This is a genomic window from Pseudarthrobacter sp. MOO14 (genome assembly GCF_058267675.1).
Genome location: NZ_CM177849.1, coordinates 825893 through 847230, shown reverse-complemented (window position 1 = coordinate 847230; position 21338 = coordinate 825893). Strand labels below are relative to the sequence as shown.

At 63.4% G+C, this 21338-nt stretch carries 15 protein-coding genes; 11 read left to right on the top strand and 4 right to left on the bottom strand.

Translation table 11 applies throughout. From position 1 onward, the window contains the following. Window positions 1–48 precede the first annotated feature (48 nt). Window positions 49–423, bottom strand: a complete 375-nt coding sequence (locus AC4EEV_RS03890) for a LysM peptidoglycan-binding domain-containing protein (RefSeq protein ID WP_491330192.1) — start codon at window positions 421–423, stop codon at window positions 49–51. A 598-nt stretch (window positions 424–1021) separates the two neighbouring features. Here AC4EEV_RS03890 and AC4EEV_RS03885 point away from each other — a divergent pair. Beyond that, window positions 1022–1591, top strand: a complete 570-nt coding sequence (locus AC4EEV_RS03885; RefSeq protein WP_018760221.1) for a hypothetical protein — start codon at window positions 1022–1024, stop codon at window positions 1589–1591. Window positions 1592–1643: 52 nt separating this feature from the next. On the opposite strand, the gene AC4EEV_RS03880 is transcribed toward AC4EEV_RS03885, so the two are convergent. Beyond that, the gene (locus AC4EEV_RS03880) at window positions 1644–1859 is read right to left on the bottom strand and encodes a helix-turn-helix domain-containing protein (protein WP_018760220.1); all 216 of its coding nucleotides are present in this window, start codon (window positions 1857–1859) and stop codon (window positions 1644–1646) included. 153 nt (window positions 1860–2012) lie between these two features. Between AC4EEV_RS03880 and AC4EEV_RS03875 the strand changes: the two genes are divergently transcribed. Genes AC4EEV_RS03875 through AC4EEV_RS03860 form a run of 4 tightly spaced genes read left to right on the top strand, consistent with a single transcriptional unit; the run spans window position 2013 to window position 10358 of the window. Next, window positions 2013–2654 (top strand): hypothetical protein, encoded by a 642-nt coding sequence (locus tag AC4EEV_RS03875; protein WP_109045138.1) that lies wholly within the window; start codon window positions 2013–2015, stop codon window positions 2652–2654. Beyond that, window positions 2651–3955: a CpaE/TadZ family protein gene (locus AC4EEV_RS03870; protein WP_491330191.1), complete on the top strand. Its 1305-nt coding sequence runs from the start codon at window positions 2651–2653 to the stop codon at window positions 3953–3955. Before AC4EEV_RS03875 ends, AC4EEV_RS03870 begins: the two co-directional genes overlap by 4 nt. A 55-nt stretch (window positions 3956–4010) precedes the next feature. After that, window positions 4011–8864 carry an NAD-glutamate dehydrogenase gene (locus tag AC4EEV_RS03865; protein WP_491330190.1) on the top strand — a complete coding sequence of 1618 codons (4854 nt, stop codon included), beginning with the start codon at window positions 4011–4013 and terminating at the stop codon, window positions 8862–8864. A 27-nt stretch (window positions 8865–8891) separates the two neighbouring features. Further along, the gene (locus tag AC4EEV_RS03860) at window positions 8892–10358 is read left to right on the top strand and encodes a sensor histidine kinase (RefSeq protein ID WP_018760216.1); all 1467 of its coding nucleotides are present in this window, start codon (window positions 8892–8894) and stop codon (window positions 10356–10358) included. Window positions 10359–10493: 135 nt separating this feature from the next. On the opposite strand, the gene AC4EEV_RS03855 is transcribed toward AC4EEV_RS03860, so the two are convergent. Beyond that, on the bottom strand, window positions 10494–10742 hold the full coding sequence (locus AC4EEV_RS03855; RefSeq protein ID WP_003804966.1) for a WhiB family transcriptional regulator: 249 nt from the start codon (window positions 10740–10742) through the stop codon (window positions 10494–10496). Between the two features lie 230 nt (window positions 10743–10972). Here AC4EEV_RS03855 and AC4EEV_RS03850 point away from each other — a divergent pair, with 230 nt between their 5' ends. Further along, window positions 10973–11461 carry a hypothetical protein gene (locus AC4EEV_RS03850; RefSeq protein WP_109045121.1) on the top strand — a complete coding sequence of 163 codons (489 nt, stop codon included), beginning with the start codon at window positions 10973–10975 and terminating at the stop codon, window positions 11459–11461. A 98-nt stretch (window positions 11462–11559) separates the two neighbouring features. Here the strand turns inward: AC4EEV_RS03850 and AC4EEV_RS03845 are convergent, their stop codons facing one another. Then, on the bottom strand, window positions 11560–15627 hold the full coding sequence (locus tag AC4EEV_RS03845) for a type VII secretion EssC family protein (RefSeq protein ID WP_491330189.1): 4068 nt from the start codon (window positions 15625–15627) through the stop codon (window positions 11560–11562). Window positions 15628–15807: 180 nt separating this feature from the next. On the opposite strand from AC4EEV_RS03845, the gene AC4EEV_RS03840 reads away from it, so the two are divergent. The 5 genes from AC4EEV_RS03840 (at window position 15808) to AC4EEV_RS03820 (ending at window position 21325) form a co-directional block, all read left to right on the top strand. After that, on the top strand, window positions 15808–16392 hold the full coding sequence (locus AC4EEV_RS03840; RefSeq protein ID WP_491330188.1) for an acyltransferase: 585 nt from the start codon (window positions 15808–15810) through the stop codon (window positions 16390–16392). A gap of 123 nt (window positions 16393–16515) precedes the next feature. Then, window positions 16516–17703: a UDP-galactopyranose mutase gene (glf, locus tag AC4EEV_RS03835; protein WP_491330187.1), complete on the top strand. Its 1188-nt coding sequence runs from the start codon at window positions 16516–16518 to the stop codon at window positions 17701–17703. Then, window positions 17700–19721, top strand: a complete 2022-nt coding sequence (locus AC4EEV_RS03830) for a glycosyltransferase (RefSeq protein WP_491330186.1) — start codon at window positions 17700–17702, stop codon at window positions 19719–19721. The genes glf and AC4EEV_RS03830 overlap by 4 nt, the downstream gene beginning before the upstream one ends. Beyond that, window positions 19718–20599 (top strand): ABC transporter permease, encoded by an 882-nt coding sequence (locus tag AC4EEV_RS03825; RefSeq protein WP_491330185.1) that lies wholly within the window; start codon window positions 19718–19720, stop codon window positions 20597–20599. The genes AC4EEV_RS03830 and AC4EEV_RS03825 overlap by 4 nt, the downstream gene beginning before the upstream one ends. Next, a complete protein-coding gene (locus tag AC4EEV_RS03820) occupies window positions 20600–21325 on the top strand; it encodes an ABC transporter ATP-binding protein (protein ID WP_018760208.1) in 726 nt (241 codons plus the stop codon). It begins immediately after the preceding gene. Window positions 21326–21338 lie beyond the last annotated feature (13 nt).

The following is a 21338-nucleotide window of genomic DNA, read 5'->3' as shown; positions in this document are numbered from 1 at the left end:
CCCCTTCATTTAGTTGGCTGGTTCCACTGCCAGGTAGCAAAAAGGCAGTTACGACGGCTGTGGCGCCCGGAGGATTTGGCCTGGCAGCAGGACATCCGGGTTCCCGCCGATTTGCCCGCGGTTCACCGAGTACCAGCGCGGCCATTCGAGGGCTATGTCCACATCCGAGGCACCGGGGCCAAGCTGGTTGGCTACGATGGCCCATAGCGTGTCCCCGGACAGTACGGTCACGGTTGCAGCCCCGGTCCCGGGAGCAGCTCCACTTGCTGCCCTGCTCCCTGGCGCGGCGAGCAGGCCGGGTTCCACTACCTGAGGAGCGGGACGCCATCCGGGTGCCGGCATGGCGGCGGGCGGTTGGGGCCCAGGTTGTCCTTCCGTTGCGGCGATGCTCCCTGGCGGTTCCACTGCGGACTGTTCCTTCACGGTTCCTCCTCCCGTGTCTGGAATGCTGCTCGTGGGTGGTGGGCTGAAGGGGGCCGACGACGAGTGGCTGGGTGTGGGGCCCCATGCGGGCCCCGGATCGGTTGCGGCGGCTTGCGCGGCCGCTCCTGCGAGGAGCTGGATCGAAAGGGCGGCAACCAAGGCCCGTTGCATGAATGCAGGAGAGAACCTGCGCACGGCTGCCGCGGACCGACGCCGGCCAAGGCGCTCGAGTAGGACTCCTGAACCGGCGCATACGATCGCAAACGTCCACCACAGCAAAATGCCGGCACCGGCCGCTGATGCGGCGGCCGCCAACAGGACTTCCACGGATGGTTCCTGGTTGCGCGCTGCGGAAGCCTGCCATTGGGCGACAAGTCCGGAGCCCAGGAACCAAAGTGCGACGCCGAGCACGAGCAAGGCAAATGCCGACACGATGTCCGACCACCGTGCTTCTTCCCTGCAATTCATTATCGTCCCTTTTGATGTCATTTGATGTTGTTTGATTCAGTTTGGACCGATGTACGATCTTTTGTCTAGACGTTGGAGAGAAAATCCTGGCTGCGTTGACCGGGGCGGAAGGGCAACTTACGCTGGCGGAATGCGCTGGGATGCACTCTTCAATGACATCGAAAGCCAACTTGCTGAAATTGACCGGTTGTCGTTGGACGCCGAAATCAATGAGCGGGCCCGCGCCGAGTTGGTAAGCCTGCCGGTTGAGGACAGGCTGCGGGCATCGGTGGGCTACCGGATTGGCGTCCATCTTCTCTGCGGGGAATCCGTACACGGTGAGCTCACACATGCCGGGGCCGATGCGCTGGTCCTGGACGATGAGCAGAGCCAAGTGCTTGTTCCCTACGCGGCCGTGGCGCGTTATGTCGGACTGGGGCGGCACGCGCAAGCAGAAAATTCCGCGGTTCGCCGATCGATTGGGCTCGCGCATTCCTTGCGTGGCCTTGCACGCGACAGGGCGGAGCTGGCGGTGACCGTTGGCGGTGCTGCAGGTCTCGTCCGCCTGGCAGGAGTGATCGACCGCGTGGGCAGTGACTACATCGACCTGGCCGTGGTCACGCCCGGCGAGGTCCGCAGGAGCCAGGGCGTGAGCCAGGTCTCTGCCATACCCTTCGCCGGGCTTGCCATGATCAGGTCACGCAAGATGGGCGGTCTGTAGCGGCGGCGCAGTCGGTCCTGCTGCTTTTGCGGCTGGAAGGTGCGCTAGCCGGTCACATCGACTTGGCGCGGGACTCCTGGATCATGCGGCTGGCCTCGGCATAGCGTTCCTGGATGTACTGCTCCAGCATCTTTTCTTCGACCCGCCACTGGCCCCTGCCACCCACCTGGATGGCCTTCAGCTCGCCGCTGCGCACCAAGGCATACGCGGCTGGAGAATTAATCTGAAGCTGCTCAGCGACGTCTGCGAGCGTGAGAAACCTTGGCATGGACTCATTTTGCCATCAAGTGGCGCAGTTTGTTCCCGTTATCCACATATTGGCAGGTTTTAGCCAAATGACTTTTGTTCCATCGGCCTTCCGGTAACAATGAGGAGTCCGGCCCCCGTGGGGAGGGTCCGGGATGCCAAGGGGGAGGACGGTATGGTTCCTGATTCAAGCGTCGGTGCTGCACGGCTCAAGCGTCCCTCGTGGAGAGACCCCCGGCTGTTGGTTGGCGTACTCCTGGTCCTGGTATCCATAGCGGGTGTCGTCTTTCTCGTAGGCAGCGCAGACCGGACAACCGAGGTCTACGCCGCCAGGGACGGCATTGCGGTGGGCGAACGCCTCACTCCCGAGAACGTGGTGCGCGCCAAGGTCAGGCTGGGAGATACCGAGCAGCATTACATCACCGTGGCGGACGGGTTGCCGCAGGACGTGGTTGCCATGCAGCGCATTGGGAAAGACCAGCTCGTTCCGCGGTCAAGCCTCGGCGAAGTGGACCGGCTGGACCGGAAGCCTGTAGCTCTCACCATTGATCAGACGTTGCCGGCACAAGCCGTTGCCGGCGCCCGCGTCGATGTTTGGGTGGCGCAGCCGGATGCCAAGAACGGTTTCAGTGAGCCGAAGCTCCTCCTGCCCGGTGCGGAGATCACCGAAGTGGCCACGGGGTCCACGGCCCTCGGATCGTCGAAGACGACGGTTCTGATGGTATTGGTGGAGGACAAGCAGATGCCGGCGTTGCTGGGCGCGCAGGCAAATGAAGCAAAGATCTCGGTCGTCTGGAACCCCGGTGGCGCCCGATGAGCATTCCGGTGGTCACTGTGGGCCAAAGCCGGGAGGATGTGGTGGGCGGCCTGGAACGGCTGCACGGCCCCGTCACTGTGGTTCGGCGATGCGCTGAACTTCCGGAATTGCTGGCAGCCTGCCAGAGCGGCCTCGCCAGGGCTGCCGTCGTGGCCGAAGGTTCAGAAGGGCTGACTGCGTCCCTGGTTGACCGCCTTGGCGCGGTGGGGGTGGCAATCATTGCCCTGACGGACAACGCCGATGAGGCGGACAGGCTCCGCAAGATCGGGGTGGCCTCTGCACTGACCGGGGTTCATTCCGCGGAGCTTTCGGACAGGATAGCGGACGCTGTTGCCCGCCTGACCGGTCTGGGTCGTCCTCCGGCGTTGAGCGCGGAAGCTGATACTGGAGCTGCGCTCGCCATCACTCCGGTTGAACCCAAGCCCGGCCCGGAGAATGCCGGGACGGGGAAGATCATCGCCGTATGGGGTCCGGCGGGGTCGCCCGGAAGGACCACGGTTGCAGCCAACATCGCTGGAGAAATGGCGGCTGACGGCCGGGAGGTCCTCCTTGTCGATGCCGACACCTACGGCGCAAGCGTAGCGGCAGTCCTGGGATTGCTGGATGAGTCGGCCGGGCTTGCCCAGGCGTGCAGGCTCGCCGACCAGGGGGCGCTGGACGCTGATGCGCTTCGGAAAGTGGCCTCAACCGTTGCCACCGCGTCAGGGACGTTCAAAGTCCTGACGGGGATAACCCGCGCTGACCGGTGGACCGAACTCAGGGCCACAGCTCTGGCCTTGGTCCTCGAGCGGGCCAGGCACATGGCGGACGTGGTGGTGGTCGATACCGGCTTCTGTCTTGAGGCTGATGAAGAACTCAGCTTCGACACCATGGCGCCGCGGCGGAATGCGGCGACGCTTTGCCCCCTTGAAGTGGCTGACACGGTCTATGCGGTCGGGGCAGCGGATCCGGTAGGGGTGCCCAGGCTGGTGCGGGCGCTCGCCGAACTGGAAACAGCGGTCCCACAGGCCGCGCCCATCGTGATCATGAACAAAGTGCGGGCCTCCTCCGTTGGCAGAAGTCCCGAGCGCCAGCTGAGGGATGCCTGGGAACGATACGGCCCGGCTTCCGGGCTCACCGCGTTTCTGCCCTACGACCCCGCTGCAGCCGACGCAGCGCTCTTGGCTGGATCCCTGTTGCACGAAGCTGCGCCGGAGTCGACGCTCCGCAGGGCGATCAGGGAACTGGTTTGTGCACCCGTCCAGCAAAAGTCCAAATCCTCTGTATTTTCTTCCACACCACGGCGCAAGGCAAAGGACTAGGCTCGCCATAAGAGCTGCAAAGGTGCGGCGAATTTCTCTAGTGGAGGCGTTGTCGATGTCGTCTGGATCCGGTGTGGAGGATCAGCCCCTCTCCATTGAAGGCCTTGAAGGTTTCATGGGGGACTACTACCAGCACTTGGCGGAGGAGGACGCCCGGAGCTACCCTCGCGAGGTACTGGAGTCCCGGGCACGGGAGCACCACACGACGGCGTCGGTCCGGCTGCCCGGGCAGGCAAAGATCTCAATCGCCGACGAGGAGGACAGCACCGTCATCTTCGTCGTTACTGACGACATGCCCTTCCTCGTCGATTCCGTGAACGCGGAACTGGTCCGGCAGCACGCAGCCATCAAACTGGTGGTCCACCCGCTGTTTGTCGCCACCAGGAATCGGGAAACCGGCGAGTTGGTAGAGGTTAACAGGGTCCCGGCCCACCTGGGCATTTCAAGTGGGGACACGGCCGCCATGCCGAACCTGTCGCACCTCATCGCCGAAGGTGAAAACGCCTCCCACATGGAGTCGTGGATCGCCGTCGAAATCCAGCGTATTCCGGACGACGCGAAGTCGTCCCTGCTTGCCGGGCTGACCAGGGTACTCAAGGACGTCCGGGCCGCTGTCGAGGACTGGCCGAAGATGCGCCAAAAGGCGCTGGAAATCGCCAGAAGCCTGGACCAGGTGGCCAACCCCGCACAGATCGCCGAATTGCGCCAGGCCAAGGACCTGCTCCGCTGGCTCGACGACGGTAACTTCACGTTCCTCGGCTACCGCGAATACGACCTCTTGAACGTCGACGGGGAAGATGTCCTCGAGCTGCGCGAAGACAGCGGGCTTGGACTGTTGCGGGCGTCCGCCGATTCCCCCCACATCCAGCACCTCACCGATACCGGCCGGAAGAAGGCACGGGAAAAACGCGCCCTGGTCATTACGAAAGCCAATTCCCGCTCGACCGTGCACCGCTCGGCTTACCTCGACTACATCGGAATCAAGAGTTTCGATGCCGCAGGCAACGTCAACGGCGAGCGCCGCTTCATCGGACTTTTCGCCACGAGCGCTTACGCCGGCTCCGTCCGGGATATTCCGATCGTCCGCGAAAAGGTCGACGCTGTGCTGCAAACCGCGGGCTTCCCGCCGGACTCGCATTCCGGGAAGGATTTGCTGGGGATCCTCGAGACTTATCCGCGCGATGAGCTGTTCCAGATCGAAATTCCCGACCTCGCCGCAACGGCTTTGGGTATCCAGAAGCTTCAGGAACGTCGCCGTACCCGGTTGTTCCTCAGGCCCGACATCTACGGCCGCTTCATGTCCGCCGTCGTCTACCTGCCCCGTGACCGGTACACCACCAATGTCAGGCTGCGCATTGAGCAGGAACTGCGGGAAACGTTCCAGGCGGTTTCGATCGACTACGAAGCACGCATGACGGAGTCGGCCCTTGCCCGCCTGTTCTTCCGCATCCGCTTGCCCAAGAACGCCGATGTCAGCCACGTCAACAGCGAGGAGCTGGAAACGCGGCTGGTCCGGGCCGCGAGGTCCTGGAGTGAGGGCATCACCGAGGTCCTGCGCGAAGGGCGGGACCCGGCCGAGGCCAAGGAACTCGCCGCCATCTGGGCCGAGGCGTTTCCCGCCAGCTACCGGGTGGACTACGAGGTAGAGGACGCGCTTGAGGATATTGCGCGCTTCGAGAAGTACGGAGCCGCCGCCGAACGGAGTGCGGACGCGCGGCAGGACCGTCCCGGCGTCCACGTCTACCTGCCCGAGGGGGCAGGCGCGACCTTGGAAGAGGACGCCCGGGTCAAGCTCTACATGCTGGAGCCCAAGAGCCTGAGCCAGATCCTTCCCTACTTCCACAACCTGGGTCTGGAAGTCCTGGACGAACGCCCGTTCGAGATCGAAACCGCCGACCACAGGGACTTCTTCCTTTACGACCTTGGGTTGAAATACCCTGCCGGCGTGGATCCGGTCAGCACGGGGGAACTCCTGGCCGAATCCTTTGGCGCCGCCGTCACAGGAGCGGCGGAGTCTGACAGCTTCGACCGCCTGGTGCTGCGGGAGGGCCTGCACTGGCGGCAGATCACGGTGCTGCGGGCTTACGCACGCTACATGCGCCAGATGGGCAGCAGCAGTTCCTTCGGGTTCATGGCGGACACGCTCCTGGCCAACGCCGACGTGACCAAGGCCCTGATCGCGCTTTTCGCTGCCCGCTTTGACCCGGCCATGGACGACGACGGCCGCGCCGCCGCCCAGGCGTCCGTACGCCAGGACCTGGCAGCTGCCATTGAGAAGGTTGCCACACTGGACGCAGACCGCGTGCTGCGCACATTCGGCAACCTCATTGAGGCCACCCTGCGCACCAACTTCTTCCAGGACAAGCCGCATCTGAGCTTCAAGCTGGACCCGCCGCAGATCGAGGGGCTGCCGTTCCCGCGGCCGATGTTCGAAATCTGGGTCTATTCGCCCCGGGTGGAGGGCGTGCACCTGCGGTTCGGCAAGGTCGCCCGCGGTGGCCTTCGCTGGTCTGACCGGCGGGAGGACTTCCGTACCGAAGTCCTGGGCCTGGTGAAAGCGCAGACGGTCAAGAACGCCGTCATCGTTCCCACCGGAGCCAAGGGCGGCTTCTTCGCCAAGCAGCTCCCGGATCCGGCCGCCGACCGCGCGGCCTGGATGGCGGAAGGCGTCGAAAGCTACAAGACCTTCATCCGCGGCCTGCTGGACCTCACCGACAACCTGCTCACGGAAGGTAGCGGCGAGCGGCTTGTGCCGCCGTCGAACGTTGTCAGGCATGACGACGACGACTCCTACCTTGTCGTGGCGGCGGACAAGGGGACGGCTACTTTCTCGGACATCGCCAACGGGCTGTCGGCAGAATACGGATTCTGGCTGGGGGACGCGTTCGCTTCCGGCGGCTCCGTAGGCTACGACCACAAGGCCATGGGGATCACCGCCCGGGGCGCCTGGGAGTCGGTCAAGCGGCACTTCAGTGAGCTCGACCTCGACACCCAGACCGAGCCGTTCACGGTGGTGGGTGTGGGGGACATGTCCGGTGACGTGTTCGGAAACGGGATGCTGCTGTCCCGCCACATCAGGTTGCTTGCGGCATTCGACCACCGGCACATCTTCCTCGATCCCGCGCCGGACGAGGCATCCTCCTTCGCTGAGCGGCAGAGGCTGTTCGAGCTGCCCAGGTCCTCCTGGGACGACTACGACAAGTCGCTGATCAGTGAAGGCGGCGGCGTCTTCGCCCGGCAGGCCAAGTCCATTCCCGTATCCCCGCAAGTGCGCGCTGCACTCGGGCTGTCGGCCGAAACCACCGAACTCAGCCCGCCGGAGCTGCTGAGGGCCATCCTGCTGGCCCCGGCCGACCTGCTGTACAACGGCGGTATCGGCACCTACGTCAAGGCCAGTTCAGAATCCAACGCAACGGTGGGGGACAAGGCCAACGACGCCATCCGCGTCAACGGCCGGGATCTGCGCGTGAAAGTGGTGGGCGAAGGCGGAAACCTCGGCATGACCCAGCGCGGCCGCATCGAGGCGGCGTTGCAGGGGGTCATCCTCAACACTGATGCTATCGACAACTCTGCCGGCGTGGACTGCTCCGACCACGAAGTCAACATCAAGATCTTTGTTGACCGCATGGTCGCCGCGGGCAAGCTGCCGGCGGCCGAACGCGCGGACTTCCTGGCCTCCATGACCGACGAGGTGGGCCGGCTGGTCCTGGAAGACAACATCGACCAGAACATCCTGCTCCTTAACGACCGCAGCCGGGTGGCCGAGTGGAGCCCGAGCTACGAGCGGCTCATGGACTGGCTGGAGAAGAGTGCGGACCTGAAACGCGACCTGGAAGCATTGCCGACGACCGAGACCCTGCGTGACCGGCTGCAGCAGGGGCAGGGCCTGACTTCCCCTGAACTGTCGGTGCTGGCCGCCTATGCAAAGATCGAGCTGGCCTCGGCGCTTCGGGACAGCGACCTTGCCGACGATCCCTGGTTCCGGGACACGCTGCGCTCCTATTTCCCGCACCAGCTGCGCGAACGCTTCGATGCGGAGCTGGACACGCATCCGCTGCGACGCGAAATCATCGCCACCGTGGTGGCCAACGACATGATCAACCTTGGCGGGATCACCTTCGCCTTCCGGGTCATGGAAGAAACGTCGGCCAGCGAAGTGGCCGTCGCCAAGGCGTTCGTGGCATTGCGGGAGGTGTACGAACTGGATGCGATGGTGGCCGAGTTGAACAGCCTGCCGGCTTCGTTCCCGACGGAGCACTGGAGCACCGTCCACCTGGACATCCGCCGGCTCCTGGACCGTGCGGTCCGGTGGCTGCTGGGCCAGGAAAGCGTCTCCCGCCCGATCGCAGAGGTAGTGGCGGAGTTCAAGCCGCTCATGGATCCGATGCGGGCCCGCCTGCTGGACTACCTGCGCGGGGATGACCGCGAACGGGTGTCCGAATGGCTGGCGAAGGGTCGCGAATGGGAACTCCCGGAAAGCCTGGCGTTGCGTTGGGCCGAGCTGTTCGAGAGCTTCGTGCTGCTGGATATTGCCAAGATCGCCCGATCCCGCAAGGACCCGGTAGAGGACATTGCGGCCACGTATTACACCGTGTTCAACCGGTTCCACGCGGATTCCTTGCTGGAACGGATCAGCAGCCTGCCCCGCCAGGACAGGTGGCAGGCGCTGGCGCGGGCCGCCTTGCGCGACGATCTGTACTCGACCGTGTCGGACATGACGACGGCGGTGCTGGACGCAACGTCCACGGCCGACTCACCGGAGGCGCGGCTCAAGGACTGGGAGGCGCAGAATGCCGAACAGCTGGGCAGGGCAAAGAGCATGTTCGACGAAGTGAACGCCCTGGAGGCCGACGACATGGCCTCACTGTCGGTAGCATTGAGGCTCTTGAGGTCAATCGTCCGACGCTAGCCTTGCGGCGTCGCAACTGGAGGTGCAGTGGCAATCTTTACGGACCCCATCAGGGAACACGCTGATTTCGGGCCGGGCGATGCCGAATGGCTGCACCTCCTGGTGGGGGACTGGCAGATGGTCGCGGACCTGGCGTTCGCCGACCTGGCACTGTGGTTCCCCCACCCGGAGCTTGGCTATGTCGCCCTGGCCCACGTGCGCCCTTCCACCACGCATACCGCCTTCCACAGCGACTTCGTGGGGGAAGGGATCCGCTCCGACCTGCAGCCGCTGGTGGACAAAGCCTGGAACAGCCGCTCCATTGAGCGGTCCAGCGAGACCAACTGGAACAGTGAGATGGCGCTTCGGGTGGAGGCGGTCCCGATGGTCCGGAACGGGCGGACGCTTGCGGTGGTCACCACGCATATGGACTTGTCCAGTTCGCGGATGCCGTCGCGGCTGGAGCTGACCTACCGGCAGTGCGCGTATGACCTGTTGCGAATGGGCACCCTGGGATTATGGCCGGACTTTGCCTCGCCTACCGGGTCGCGCCGGGGTGCACCCCGCGTGGGGGACGGCCTGATCCGGCTTGATGCCGATGGCGTGGTGCAGTATGCCAGCCCGAACGGTGTCTCCGCGTTCCGCCGCCTTGGCGACGGTGAATCCCTTGAAGGGCGTTCCCTTGCCGAGGTCACGGCCGGCCTCCTCAAGGACCGGCGGATGGTTGACGAGACCCTGCCGCTGGTGGTTACCGGGCGGATGCCGTGGCGCAGCGAGATCGAATCCCGCGGTGTCAGCCTGTCCCTGCGTGCCATCCCCCTGCGCGATGAACAGCAGCGCTTCGGTGCGTTGGTGCTCTGCCGGGACGTCTCGGAGCTGCGGCGGCGGGAAATGGAGTTGGTGACCAAAGATGCCACCATCCGAGAGATCCACCACAGGGTCAAGAACAATCTCCAGACGGTGGCTGCGCTGCTGCGGATGCAATCCAGGCGGATGGTGAGTGATGAGGCCAAACAGGGACTGGAACAAGCGATGCGCCGTGTGGCCACCATCGCCCTTGTGCATGAGACCCTGTCGCAGGGCTTGACCCAGAGCGTTGATTTTGACGAGCTGATTGGCCGCCAGTTCAGGCTGTCCGCCGAGGTTGCGTCCCCGTCACAGCAGGTACGGACTGAACGCTCCGGCACGTTCGGTGAGCTGCCCAGCGACCTGGCCACACCGCTTGCCCTGGTGATCAACGAACTGGTGACCAATGCCGTGGAGCACGGTCTTGAGGGGAGGGCCGGGACAGTGTGGCTCCTGGCCGACAGGTCCGAGGGGGAGGATGGCGAGGAACTGACGGTAACCATCGCAGACGACGGCGTGGGGCTCCCGGAGACCCCGCATGTCGAGGGGCTTGGATTGCAGATCGTGCGGACCTTGGTCACCAGTGAACTGGGCGGCACCATCACGTGGGAACGCCGGGAGGGCGGCGGAACCGAGGTCAAGATCAGGCTCAGCCTGCACGGGAAGTAGGCCACGGACCGTACGCGCCGATATGGCGCCCGGTGGTGGGTAAAACCAAACGACAGAGGCCCCGGACCGATCCTTGGGATCGATCCGGGGCCTCTGGTTGTAAGGTCCGTTTTAACGGTGCCGGCTGCCCGCCTTCTAGGACGCCCGGCGGGCGCGGGCGGCACGCCGCTTCAGGGCGCGGCGCTCATCTTCGCTCATGCCGCCCCAGACACCGGCATCCTGGCCGGATTCCAGAGCCCACTGGAGGCACGTGTCCACTACGGGGCACCGGCGGCAGACGCTCTTGGCTTCCTCGATCTGCAGGAGGGCCGGGCCTGTGTTTCCGACGGGGAAGAACAGTTCCGGGTCCTTGTCGAGGCACGCTGCGCGGTTACGCCAATCCATGCTGATCAGTTGCTCCATTTCTGGGAAGTGCCCTTTGTGAAATTATTCACTAGTGGCTACAAAGGAAAGGGGCCCTCTGGGCCCCCTTGGTCATCTGCATCAAGCCTGTCATGTTAACGCTGTGTAAACAAGGGGTAATAACGCCTGATATCAGTGGAAACCTGAGCGATGCATCACAGTGGCGGCTCCTGCCCTCACCAGTGTCCGACTATGTCCGGTAGGGTGCCAGTGTGTCAAGACCCCCGGTAAACCCAGCAGGTGTCCCAGCGATTCCGGACGAGCCCGGCAACGGACCCGGCCGCCCGGCCGACCAGCGTTCCACTCCCGCACCCGTTGCTGCCACCGTGGTGGCGTTGATTGCCGGTGCCGAAGCCCTTGCCCTGCTGGTTGCTGCAGGCTGGTACGGGTACGAGCTGTTCACCGGCAGCCCCGTGCTCTCTTTCTGGGGAGCTGTCTTCACTCTGGGCCTCCTGCTGGCCTTTTCGGCCTGGCTCTTTGCGGTATCCGTCTTCCTCTATCGCGGGTACCGGTGGACCCGGGCAGCGGCGCTGGTGGCCCAACTGTTCGTCCTGACGATTGGTGTCCCAACCTTGACCAGCGGCCTGGTCCTTGCGGGCGCGGCAATGGTGGTACCAGCGGCGGCCGCCATAGTTCTGCTGTTCTCCAACAGGGTGATCGGCCACGCGTCCCGAACGGGCAGTCCTCCCCCTGCTCTCTGACGCCCCTGCACCAGGCGCCACTGGTTCGTTCCTTGTAAACGTCCGGACTGGGTAACGAACGCCCGGATCTGGGGCAACGGCAGGGAACACCCGGCAGTTCAGGGTGCGGCCCCTGCCCACCCCACCTGCAGGGCACACGATCGTCCCTCAGAAATCAGGATGCCACGCCCGCGCGGCAGATTCGCCTCCACCTTAAACCGGACCCCGAACAGGTCACCCTCGGCCATCGTCCGCGGGCACATCAGAAGACCGAGGCCGGCCGCCCGGGCGTTCATGATCAAAGGAACGCGTTGTGGCAGCAACGGGCTGTACCTTGCGGTGACCACCATCGAATAGCCCAAACCGCTCAGGTGGCCCAGGTCCTTCACTGCCGCGGGGTCCAGAAGGTCTACATCGTCGACGAGCAGCAGCGTGTCGGGCGAAAGCTCTCCGGCCTGGGCCTGCTCCAGCACGCCCCGCCAAAGGTTTCCGGCTTTCATGTGCGGCACGGGGCTTGACAAAACTCCCTTGCCGGAATTGAGCGTTTCTATAGCGTGCAGCACGTTGCTCTTGCCACTTTCGGGACCGCCGAGGACTGCCATCACGGCGCCGGCTGGAATCCGGACGGCGATCGCATCGAGCTCGTCGCCTGCCACGCCCAGCAGGACGGCCCGGGCTTGCCCGGTTCCTGCCGAGGCGTCTGCAGTGCCAGTTTGCCCGTTCTCGGCACCAGTCCGGAACGCTGTGCTGCGCCCGGCACGTGCCGTGACCTCGACGGCGGTGATCATAGCCGGGAGGGGTTCGACCCTGAACGGCGGCGATGCCGCAGGCAGGCCGTCCCTGCAGGGAGATGGTTGCCCGTGGCCAGCGAGGGATTCTCGGTAAAACTGGCAGACCGTCGGGCCGCCGGCGGCTGCAGGCCCAAATGCGACAGCCCTTCCCGCCACCGGGGGAACGGAGGGCATCCGGGGCCATGCGGCACGGCTCTCTTCGGTGGAGCCGGACGGAAAATAGAAGCGGTTGGGGATGGATGCGTAGAACCTCGCTGCGACCAGTTCGCGTTCACCGGAAAGCAACAGAGTTATTCCAGCCTTGCTCCCGTCGCGGGCGAGGTCCTGGACCAGGTCTTCGGCCCAGGCCAATGGGCCGGACCGGAACGCTGAAACCCAGGAGCCCCAGCCAGACACAATGAGAACCAGGGGTACCTCCCCAACGGCCGGCCGGCTAAGTCGCCTCCCTAGTTCGCGGGTAAGACGTTCCAGGATCCGGACTCCCCGGCGCAACTCGTGGACACCGGCGTGGGCCCCGGTCCGGCCGGCGTGCGCAAAGGGCAAAAAGCTTCCCGTACTGTCCAGGAAATAGAAGTGGGCTTCGGACGGTCTGGCCATCAATCTTCCGGCCGTCAGTTCAAGGGCTTCCGGCGCGCCGAAGGTGGAACTGCCAAGGAAGGCGGCATGCCCATCGGTGGCGGGGCTCCAGGCCAGAGTCACCACCTTCTGCTTCTGGGGCAGATCCATCAGTCCCAGGCGCACACAGCCTTCGTCGTCGCCAGGTCCAGCGGGCATCGACCGTGCTGCCTGGTATCCGGCGGATGAAAAATCCTGCCCCGGTTCTTCCAGGTCTGCCGGCAAGGGAGGAGCCACCGGTCTCCGGGGGACCTGTTTGCCATGAGCCGTGCACAGGGATTCCACGAGTGCCACCAGGGGAGCCGCCGCCGTGGCAGGGGTTGGCGCAGGGGACGGCGGGGACGGGGCCGCCGCTTCCCGGGGAGCAAGGTACGTGGTTGTCGGCTGGATGACGACCGGACCGTGCAGCTGATCCTCGGAAATGGGCGGCAGGGACGCGGCCTGGAACGCTTCAGCAGGTTCCGCACCGCGGGCGAGGAACGCACGGCCCGGAGTATCCACTCCGATGGCCGCCGCGGCCTTCGAATTGATGATGTCCACTGACTCCATATCCGACTGCACGCGGAGGGCAATGCTGGAGGTGACGTTCGCCCGGATGTCGGCCGTCAATGCACCCTGTGGCCGTTGCGTGGCCATCACAAGATGGATACCCAGCGACCGCCCTATGGAAGCGATCCGCAGCAGCTCACGCAGCACTTCCGGAGCATCGTCAACAAGCATCCTGAACTCGTCGATGATGACAACAAGGTGGGGGAGGTTGAAATCCTTGGCCGCGTGCGAGGACCTGTACGCTGCGAGGTCCGGCACGGCGGCTGCCGAGAGGTGCTCCTCACGGAGCCTGACTTCTGCCCGCAGCGACATCAGGGTGCGTTCCATTTCGGCGCCGGTCAGGTCGGTTTGAAGTCCGACACAGTGGACCAAGCCGTGGAGTGGACCCAAGCCGGAGCCACCTTTGAAATCGACGAAGAAGAAGTTGACGCGCTCAGGCGGGTAGCTCAGGGCGAGCGCCAGGGTAAGGGTCCGGAGCAGTTCCGATTTTCCTGAGCCCGTGGTGCCTGCTATGAGCACATGGGGACCGTCGGCCTGCAGGTCCAGGGTCCTCGGGCCGGCCGCACCCAGGCCCAGTGGCACCGCGAGCCCCGGGCTTTCCGCTGCGGCTTCCCAGCGTCTCTCGGTCTCAGCCGCCGTCATGGGCAGGATCTCGCTGAGGGCGACGGTGGCCGGAACGGAGCGCACGTGCCCGTCCTCCCGTTTGGGCGCCTTCGCCAGGCGTCGGCAGAGCGTGGTGAACACTGCCTCAGGTAGAAGGTCCGGGACAAAGACCGGCTTGTCGTGGTCAAGGAGCATGACCGACCTGCCCTCGGACAAAAACACGTCAGCTAAAGGGGATTCGGTGTGCTCCGGAAGAAAATGAAGAACCTGCCAACCCCGTTCCACAGCGGCTTCACGGACTGTGACGTCGCCCTCGTCCGCCGGGTCCGTACTGCGGATCAACAGGACACTTCGCTCTGAACCTGATGGGCCACCTCCTTCGATGACCCGGAGGGCGGCATCAGTTGTTCCGGTGAGGATTGCCCTGGGAAGATACCGGGCGGCCAACGGCAGATTCTTCGGCCGTCCGTGGACGACCACCCCCGTCGTGTCAGCCAAGGGGTAGCCCGCAAGTTGCATGACGAGGGACCTGATGGCGCCGTCTATGCCCGCCGAAGAGCCCGCAATAATGGTGAGCGGCCGGCGCGGGTCAAGGACGATGGGGACCCGCCCAACCGGGTGGATGGACTGGACGGCGCGTGCCGGCTCAATTCGGACGTTGGCGGACTGCTCCATTTCGCCCACCCTCAGCCACACGCCGTCGGACGCCAAATGGGGCACCGGCGTCTGGGTGCTCCGGTGCGCTGCCAGGGCAACGAGGGCAAGGGACGGGGCGCACCGGCGCCGGCGTTCCCTGTCTTCCTGCACTGCCGCTTGAACAGCAGCCGCCAATTCCTGCCTCTGCCTCCGGCCGCTGATGACGGGCACGAGAACAGAAAACGCGGACGCCGCCGAGAAGGCAAGGAACATCCACATCCCGGTAACCACCGCAAGCCCCACGCCAATCGCCAGCGGGAGAACTGCGGCCAGCAGCAGCAGTGCGCGGTTGCCGGCCTCAGCCCCGCCGGAGACCACGATGGGTTCGGCCACGGATTTTCCGGCATCGGCCAGGACCCTCTCCGACTGGTCAGAAAACACCAGCGACATGGTGGACTGCCCGCACCTGATACCGGAATCCGTGGAGATGGCAGTATTCCGGATCCTCTCACCGTCGACGTAGGTGCCATTTGCACTGTCCAGGTCGATCAGGATGATCTCCGTGTCCGTGACGACAAGGCGTGCGTGCTCGCGCGACAACTCCGGATCCGGTATGACAACGCGCGTACCGCTGCGACCTATGGTGTAGCTGCCTCGCCGGATCGGAATGACTGTTCCCGCAGCAGCGCCACTGTGAATGGCGAGTGCCAGCGGGGCCGCGGTATCAGCGGCCCGGAGACGACGCGGCCGTTGCCCTGACTGCGGGGTGCCGCCGTCGACAAGAATTGCCGCGCTTACCAGAGGCGGAATTCCGGAGACTAACGAACGGAGATCACGTCCGTCCACAGTGACCGGCCCGGTGCCGAATTTTGTCGACAACTGTTCGTTGATGTCCGCTCCCGGCGTGCCGGGCGGGGCCTCGATGGAAAGTTCGAGAGGAGCCCGGAGATGTGGGGAGCCCGGACCACCAACCAAGGTGCAATGCAGGGTCATGGGTGCCAATCCTTCGTGCGTATTGCGTCACGCTATCCATGAACGGAAAGCCTGGGGAGCCGTTTCGGGCTCTATGTGGAAAACCCTGCCAGGGAGTCCTGCTTGCACGGAAGGAGCTCGGCTAGGATCGCTACACCCGGTCCCCTCAAAAGCGGGCCATGAGCAGCAAGGGAGAATCCTTTGGGCACCATCGCGGACAGTGCTGACGTTGATGCAGGCGCGAGTATCGGAGCGGGCACCAAAGTGTGGCATCTGGCGCAGGTCCGGGAGGCGGCGCGCTTAGGGGAGAACTGTGTCGTGGGCCGCGGCGCCTACATCGGCCCCGGCGTGGTTTTGGGGGATAACTGCAAGGTGCAGAATTACGCCTTGGTATACGAACCGGCGGTTCTTGGGGCGGGGGTCTTTATTGGTCCAGCAGTCGTCCTGACCAATGATGTCTTTCCCCGCGCTGTTACTCCGGACGGGACCCTCAAGACAGAGGAGGACTGGGAAAAAGTGGGCGTGACCATCCTCGAGGGAGCTGCTGTTGGTGCCCGCGCAGTCTGCATAGCGCCCGTAACCATTGGGGCGTGGGCGATGGTGGCGGCCGGCGCTGTGGTCACAAAGGACGTGCCCGACTTCGCTCTCGTGGCGGGAGTCCCCGCCCGGCGCATCGGCTGGGTGGGCAAGGCCGGCCAACCATTGGTCAGCGAAGGTAGCCAATGGCTCTGCCCCGAAACACGGGATGCGTATATCGAGCGGGCCGGGGTCCTGCGGCCCGCCTGAGGTCGGATGTGCGACGGACCACAAGGGCCCGGCGGATTCGACGGACGTTATGGTCCCTCGGGTAGGCTAGAACAGCAGACGATGCACTCCATTGTGCTGCCCGTATTCAAACCAGGAGATTTTGTGACCGCTGACCTCGTCATTGTAGGGTCCGGCTTTTTTGGCCTGACAATCGCAGAACAGGCCGCTAGCGAGCTCGGCCTGAAGGTCGTCGTCCTCGACCGCCGCCACCATATCGGCGGCAACGCCTACAGCGAAAAGGAAGAGCAGACCGGTATCGAAATCCACCGGTATGGCGCCCACCTTTTCCACACGTCCAACGAGCGTGTGTGGGAATACGTCAACAGGTTCACCACCTTCACGAATTACGTGCACAAGGTCTATGGCGTCCACAAGGGAGAGGTGTACTCCCTCCCCATCAACCTGGCGACCATCAACCAGTTCTTCCGGGCCAACCTCACCCCCGGCCAAGCGCGGGACCTCATCCAGGAACAAGCCGGGGAACTTGCCGGAACCGATCCCCAGAACCTCAATGACAAGGGCATCCAACTGATTGGCCGTCCCCTGTACGAGGCCTTTATCAAGCACTACACCGGGAAGCAGTGGCAGACGGACCCCAAGGACCTGCCGGCGGGCATCATTTCGAGGCTGCCCGTGCGCTACAACTACGACAACCGGTACTTCAACGACAAGTACGAGGGCCTGCCCACCAACGGCTACACCGCGTGGATCGAGAAGATGGCCGAGCACCCGAACATCGAGGTGCGCTTGAATACCGACTTCTTCGACGAATCGCACGAATACAGCAAGAACAAGGTTGTCGGCAAGATCCCCGTGGTCTACACGGGTCCGGTGGACCGCTACTTCGACTACGCCGAGGGTGACCTGTCCTGGCGCACCATCGACTTCGAAGAAGAAGTACTTGATGTCGGCGACTTCCAAGGCACTTCCGTCGTCAATTACAACGACGACGACGTCTCCTACACCCGCGTCATCGAACCCCGCCATTTCCACCCCGAACGCGACTACCAGACCGAAAAAACGGTCATCATGCGGGAGTTCTCGCGATTTGCCGAAAAAGGCGACGAACCGTACTACCCCGTCAACACCTCCGCCGACAGGGAGCGACTGCTCAAGTACCGCGACCTCGCAGCCGCCGAAACCGACGTCTTGTTTGGCGGCCGGCTGGGCACCTACAAATACCTGGACATGCACATGGCTATTGGATCCGCGCTAAGCATGTTCGATAACAAGATCCGGCCGCACTTCCAAAGCGGCGTGAAGCTGGAAAGTGGAGGCGTAGACGCATGAGCGTGTCAACTGCGAACCAGAAAAAAGCCGCCGTTGGGGCAGCTGACGAGTCGTCGGCGAACTGGAATACCCTTCAGCGGGTCATCCTGCCCAGCGCAAGCCAGATGGACACGGCCCCCCTGTATATGGACATGGGCACGGCAACCGGCATCCAACTCCCCACAATCGGCGACGGGGACGGAAAAGACACCAAGCCCCGGACCATCAGCAGCCCCTCGAAGGAGGCGCACGTCGAGGACTTCCTCTCGCGGCACTCCACTTCCGTGAGGTCGGGGGAGCGGGTCTCCTTCGGCACCTACTTCAACGCATTCCCCGCCAGCTACTGGCGTCGGTGGACAACCGTGGACAAAATCCGGTTGCAGGTCCGCACCCAAGGCGCCGGTTCAGTCATCGTCTACAAGTCGAACGCCCGCGGATCACTGCAGCGGGTGGATACCCGCCGTGTCGAGGGAATCTCGGAAAGCCATTTTGAACTGTCGCTTGCTCCGTTTGGGGACGGTGGATGGTACTGGTTCGACCTGTTGGCCGGAACCGAGCCTCTGATCATGCTCGACGCCGAATGGCAAGGGCCCGCAGTCGAGAGTACGCCGGGGTCGGTTACTCTCCAGATCACCACACTCAACAAGACGGACTTCTGCCTGAACAACCTCCGTCTCCTGGCCGACAGCGTTGAAGCCTTGGCGCATGTGCAAGAAATCCTGATCGTTGACCAGGGCACACAGAAACTCTCCGACGCACCCGGATTCGATGAGGTCAAAGAGGCCCTTAACGGCAAACTCAGGATCATCAACCAGTCCAACCTGGGCGGCTCCGGGGGATTCGCACGCGGAATGTTCGAGGCCGTCGAAAACGGCAGCGACTACGTCCTGCTGATGGACGACGACATCGTCGTTGAGCCGGAAAGCATCATCCGCCTGCTCACCTTCGCGGACCGGTGCAAGACGCCGACCTTGGTTGGCGGACACATGTTCGACCTGTACAACCGGACAGTCCTGCATACATTTGGCGAAGTCGTCAACCCTTACCGGTTCCAGCCCGCACTCCCCAGCGAGGACATGATCCTTGGGCACGACTTCCTGTCGTCCAACCTGCGTCAGACGTCGTGGCTGCACCGGCGCTGCGACGTCGACTACAACGGCTGGTGGATGTGCCTGATCCCCACCAAGGTCATCCGGGACATCGGGCTTTCGCTTCCCCTGTTCATCAAGTGGGACGACGCTGAATACGGTCTGCGCGCAAAGGAACACGGCTACCCCACGGTCTCGCTGCCGGGGTCCGCGGTTTGGCACGTCTCCTGGATTGATAAGGATGACCTGGTCGGTTGGCAGGCCTACTTCCACTCCCGGAACCGCGTCGTGGCCGCACTGCTTCACAGCCCATATGAGTTTGGCGGCGAAATTGTGAGGTCGTCTCAGTCCGGCGACGTCAAGCACATGGTGTCCATGCAGTATGCCACCGCACAAGGACGGCAATGGGCATTGGAAGATGTGCTGAAGGGCCCAGAGGCACTGCCCGGCCTGCTGGCTACCAAGCTACCGGAAATTCGGGAAATGATGTCGGGGCACTCCGACGCTGTGTTCCGGCCCGATCCGGAAGACTTTCCTGCCCCAAAGATGGACAAGCCTCCTCGACGCGGCCACGGCCCGTCCCAGCCTTCGAGGATCACCCTCCTGCCCTGGGCAGCCAAGACCATCGCCCGGCAGTTGGTCAAGCCGGTCACGGGCACCAGTGCCGAACGGCCGCAGACGACAGTGGCGCATCAGGACAACCGCTGGTGGCGGATGGCGCAGTACGACAGTGCGGTGGTCTCGAATGCCGAAGGAACAGGTGCCTCGTGGTACCGGCGTGATCCCAAGCGGCTGAGGAAAATGCTGGCCGAAAGCGGGCGCCTCCACGCGGCTCTGTTAAAGGAATGGCCTGCACTCAGCAAGAAATACAAATCAGCCATGAACGATCTGACATCGATCGAGTCGTGGAGGAAGACGTTCGAGCAGCATACGCAGAATGAGATCAAGTGAGCGTAATTTCCACCAGTGACCTGACCACGCCAGGGCTGGGCGGGGGACTGCGGGACATCAAGCAGTCGAGTTTCCTGCTCAAGCTGCTGGTGCGGAAAGAACTCAAAGTCCGCTATCGGGGCTCCGTTCTTGGACTTCTCTGGTCCTATGTCAAACCGGGCGTTCAATTCATCGTCTTTTATGTGGCGTTGGGAATCTTCCTCGGATTGGAGCGAAGTCCCAGGAATCCAGACGGATTGGCAAATTATGCCGTCTACTTGTTTTCCGGCATTGTCCTGATTAATTTCTTTTCCGAGGCATTGGGCAATGCGGCACGGTCCATCGTCATGAACGGAAACCTGATCAAGAAGATCTACCTTCCACGCGAATTGTTCCCCGTGGCCTCCGTCTGGGTGTCTGCGGTTCACTTCTTCCCCCAGCTCGTGGTTCTCGTCGTCGGCTGCATCTTCGCGGGATGGCATCCGAACCTGGTGCAACTGTTGGCTGCCGTTGCCGGCTTTATTATCGTGGGACTACTTGCGACCGGCTTGGGCTTGCTCTTCGGTGCAGCCAACGTATACTTCCGCGATTCGGAAAACCTCGTGGACATGCTGTTGATGGTTGCCACCTGGGCTTCCCCCGTCATGTACGCGTGGTCCATGGTTGAGCAGAAGCTTGGAAGCACCGCGTTTGCCATCTACCAGGCAAACCCGATCACCATCGGGGTGGAGCTGTTCCACTACGCGTTTTGGTATCCGACGACGGACGGTTCAGCAGCCATGCCACCGAACCTCTTTGGTCTGTGGCTGCCCGTCGGGCTCGTGGTTGCGGTGGTCATTGTTGTTTTGGGTCAGTACACCTTTCGGCGCCTCGAGGGCCGTTTCGCACAGGAGCTCTAAGTGGTCACGGCGATAGAAGTTTCGAATATCAGCAAGCAGTTCGTGTTGCGCCACACCAGGTCCCTGAAAGAGGCTGTGGTGTGGTTGGCCAAGGGCCGAAAGGGTGATCTGTCCGAAAAGTTCCATGCTTTGAAGAACGTTTCCGTTGAGGTCCAAGCGGGCGAAACGGTAGCGCTGCTGGGACTGAACGGCTCGGGTAAATCAACGCTGCTGAAACACATTTCGGGAGTGATGCTGCCCGACACCGGCACGGTCAAGACGAGGGGGCGGGTAGCCGGGCTGATTGAGGTTGGCGCCGGTTTCCACCCTGACCTGTCGGGGAGGGATAACGTTTACCTCAACGGGGCGATCCTCGGTATGACTGAACAGCAGGTCAATGACCGGTTCGACGAGATCGTGGAGTTCTCGGAGATCGGCCAGTTCATCGACACCGAAGTTAAGTTCTACTCCTCCGGGATGTATTTGCGGCTCGCGTTTTCCGTAGCGGTCCACACCGACCCCGAAGTGTTCCTCATTGACGAGATCCTTGCCGTAGGCGACGAGCCCTTCCAGCGAAAATGCATCGACAAGATTCAAGAACTGGCTCGTGACGGGAAGACCCTGGTAGTCGTGAGCCACGACCTCGACCTTGTGTCCAGGATTTGCGAACGGGGCATACTGCTGGAGCACGGCAACGTGAAGTTCGACGGCTCCATCCACGACGCGGTTGCGCTCCTGCGGTCCTGATCCTTCGCACCCG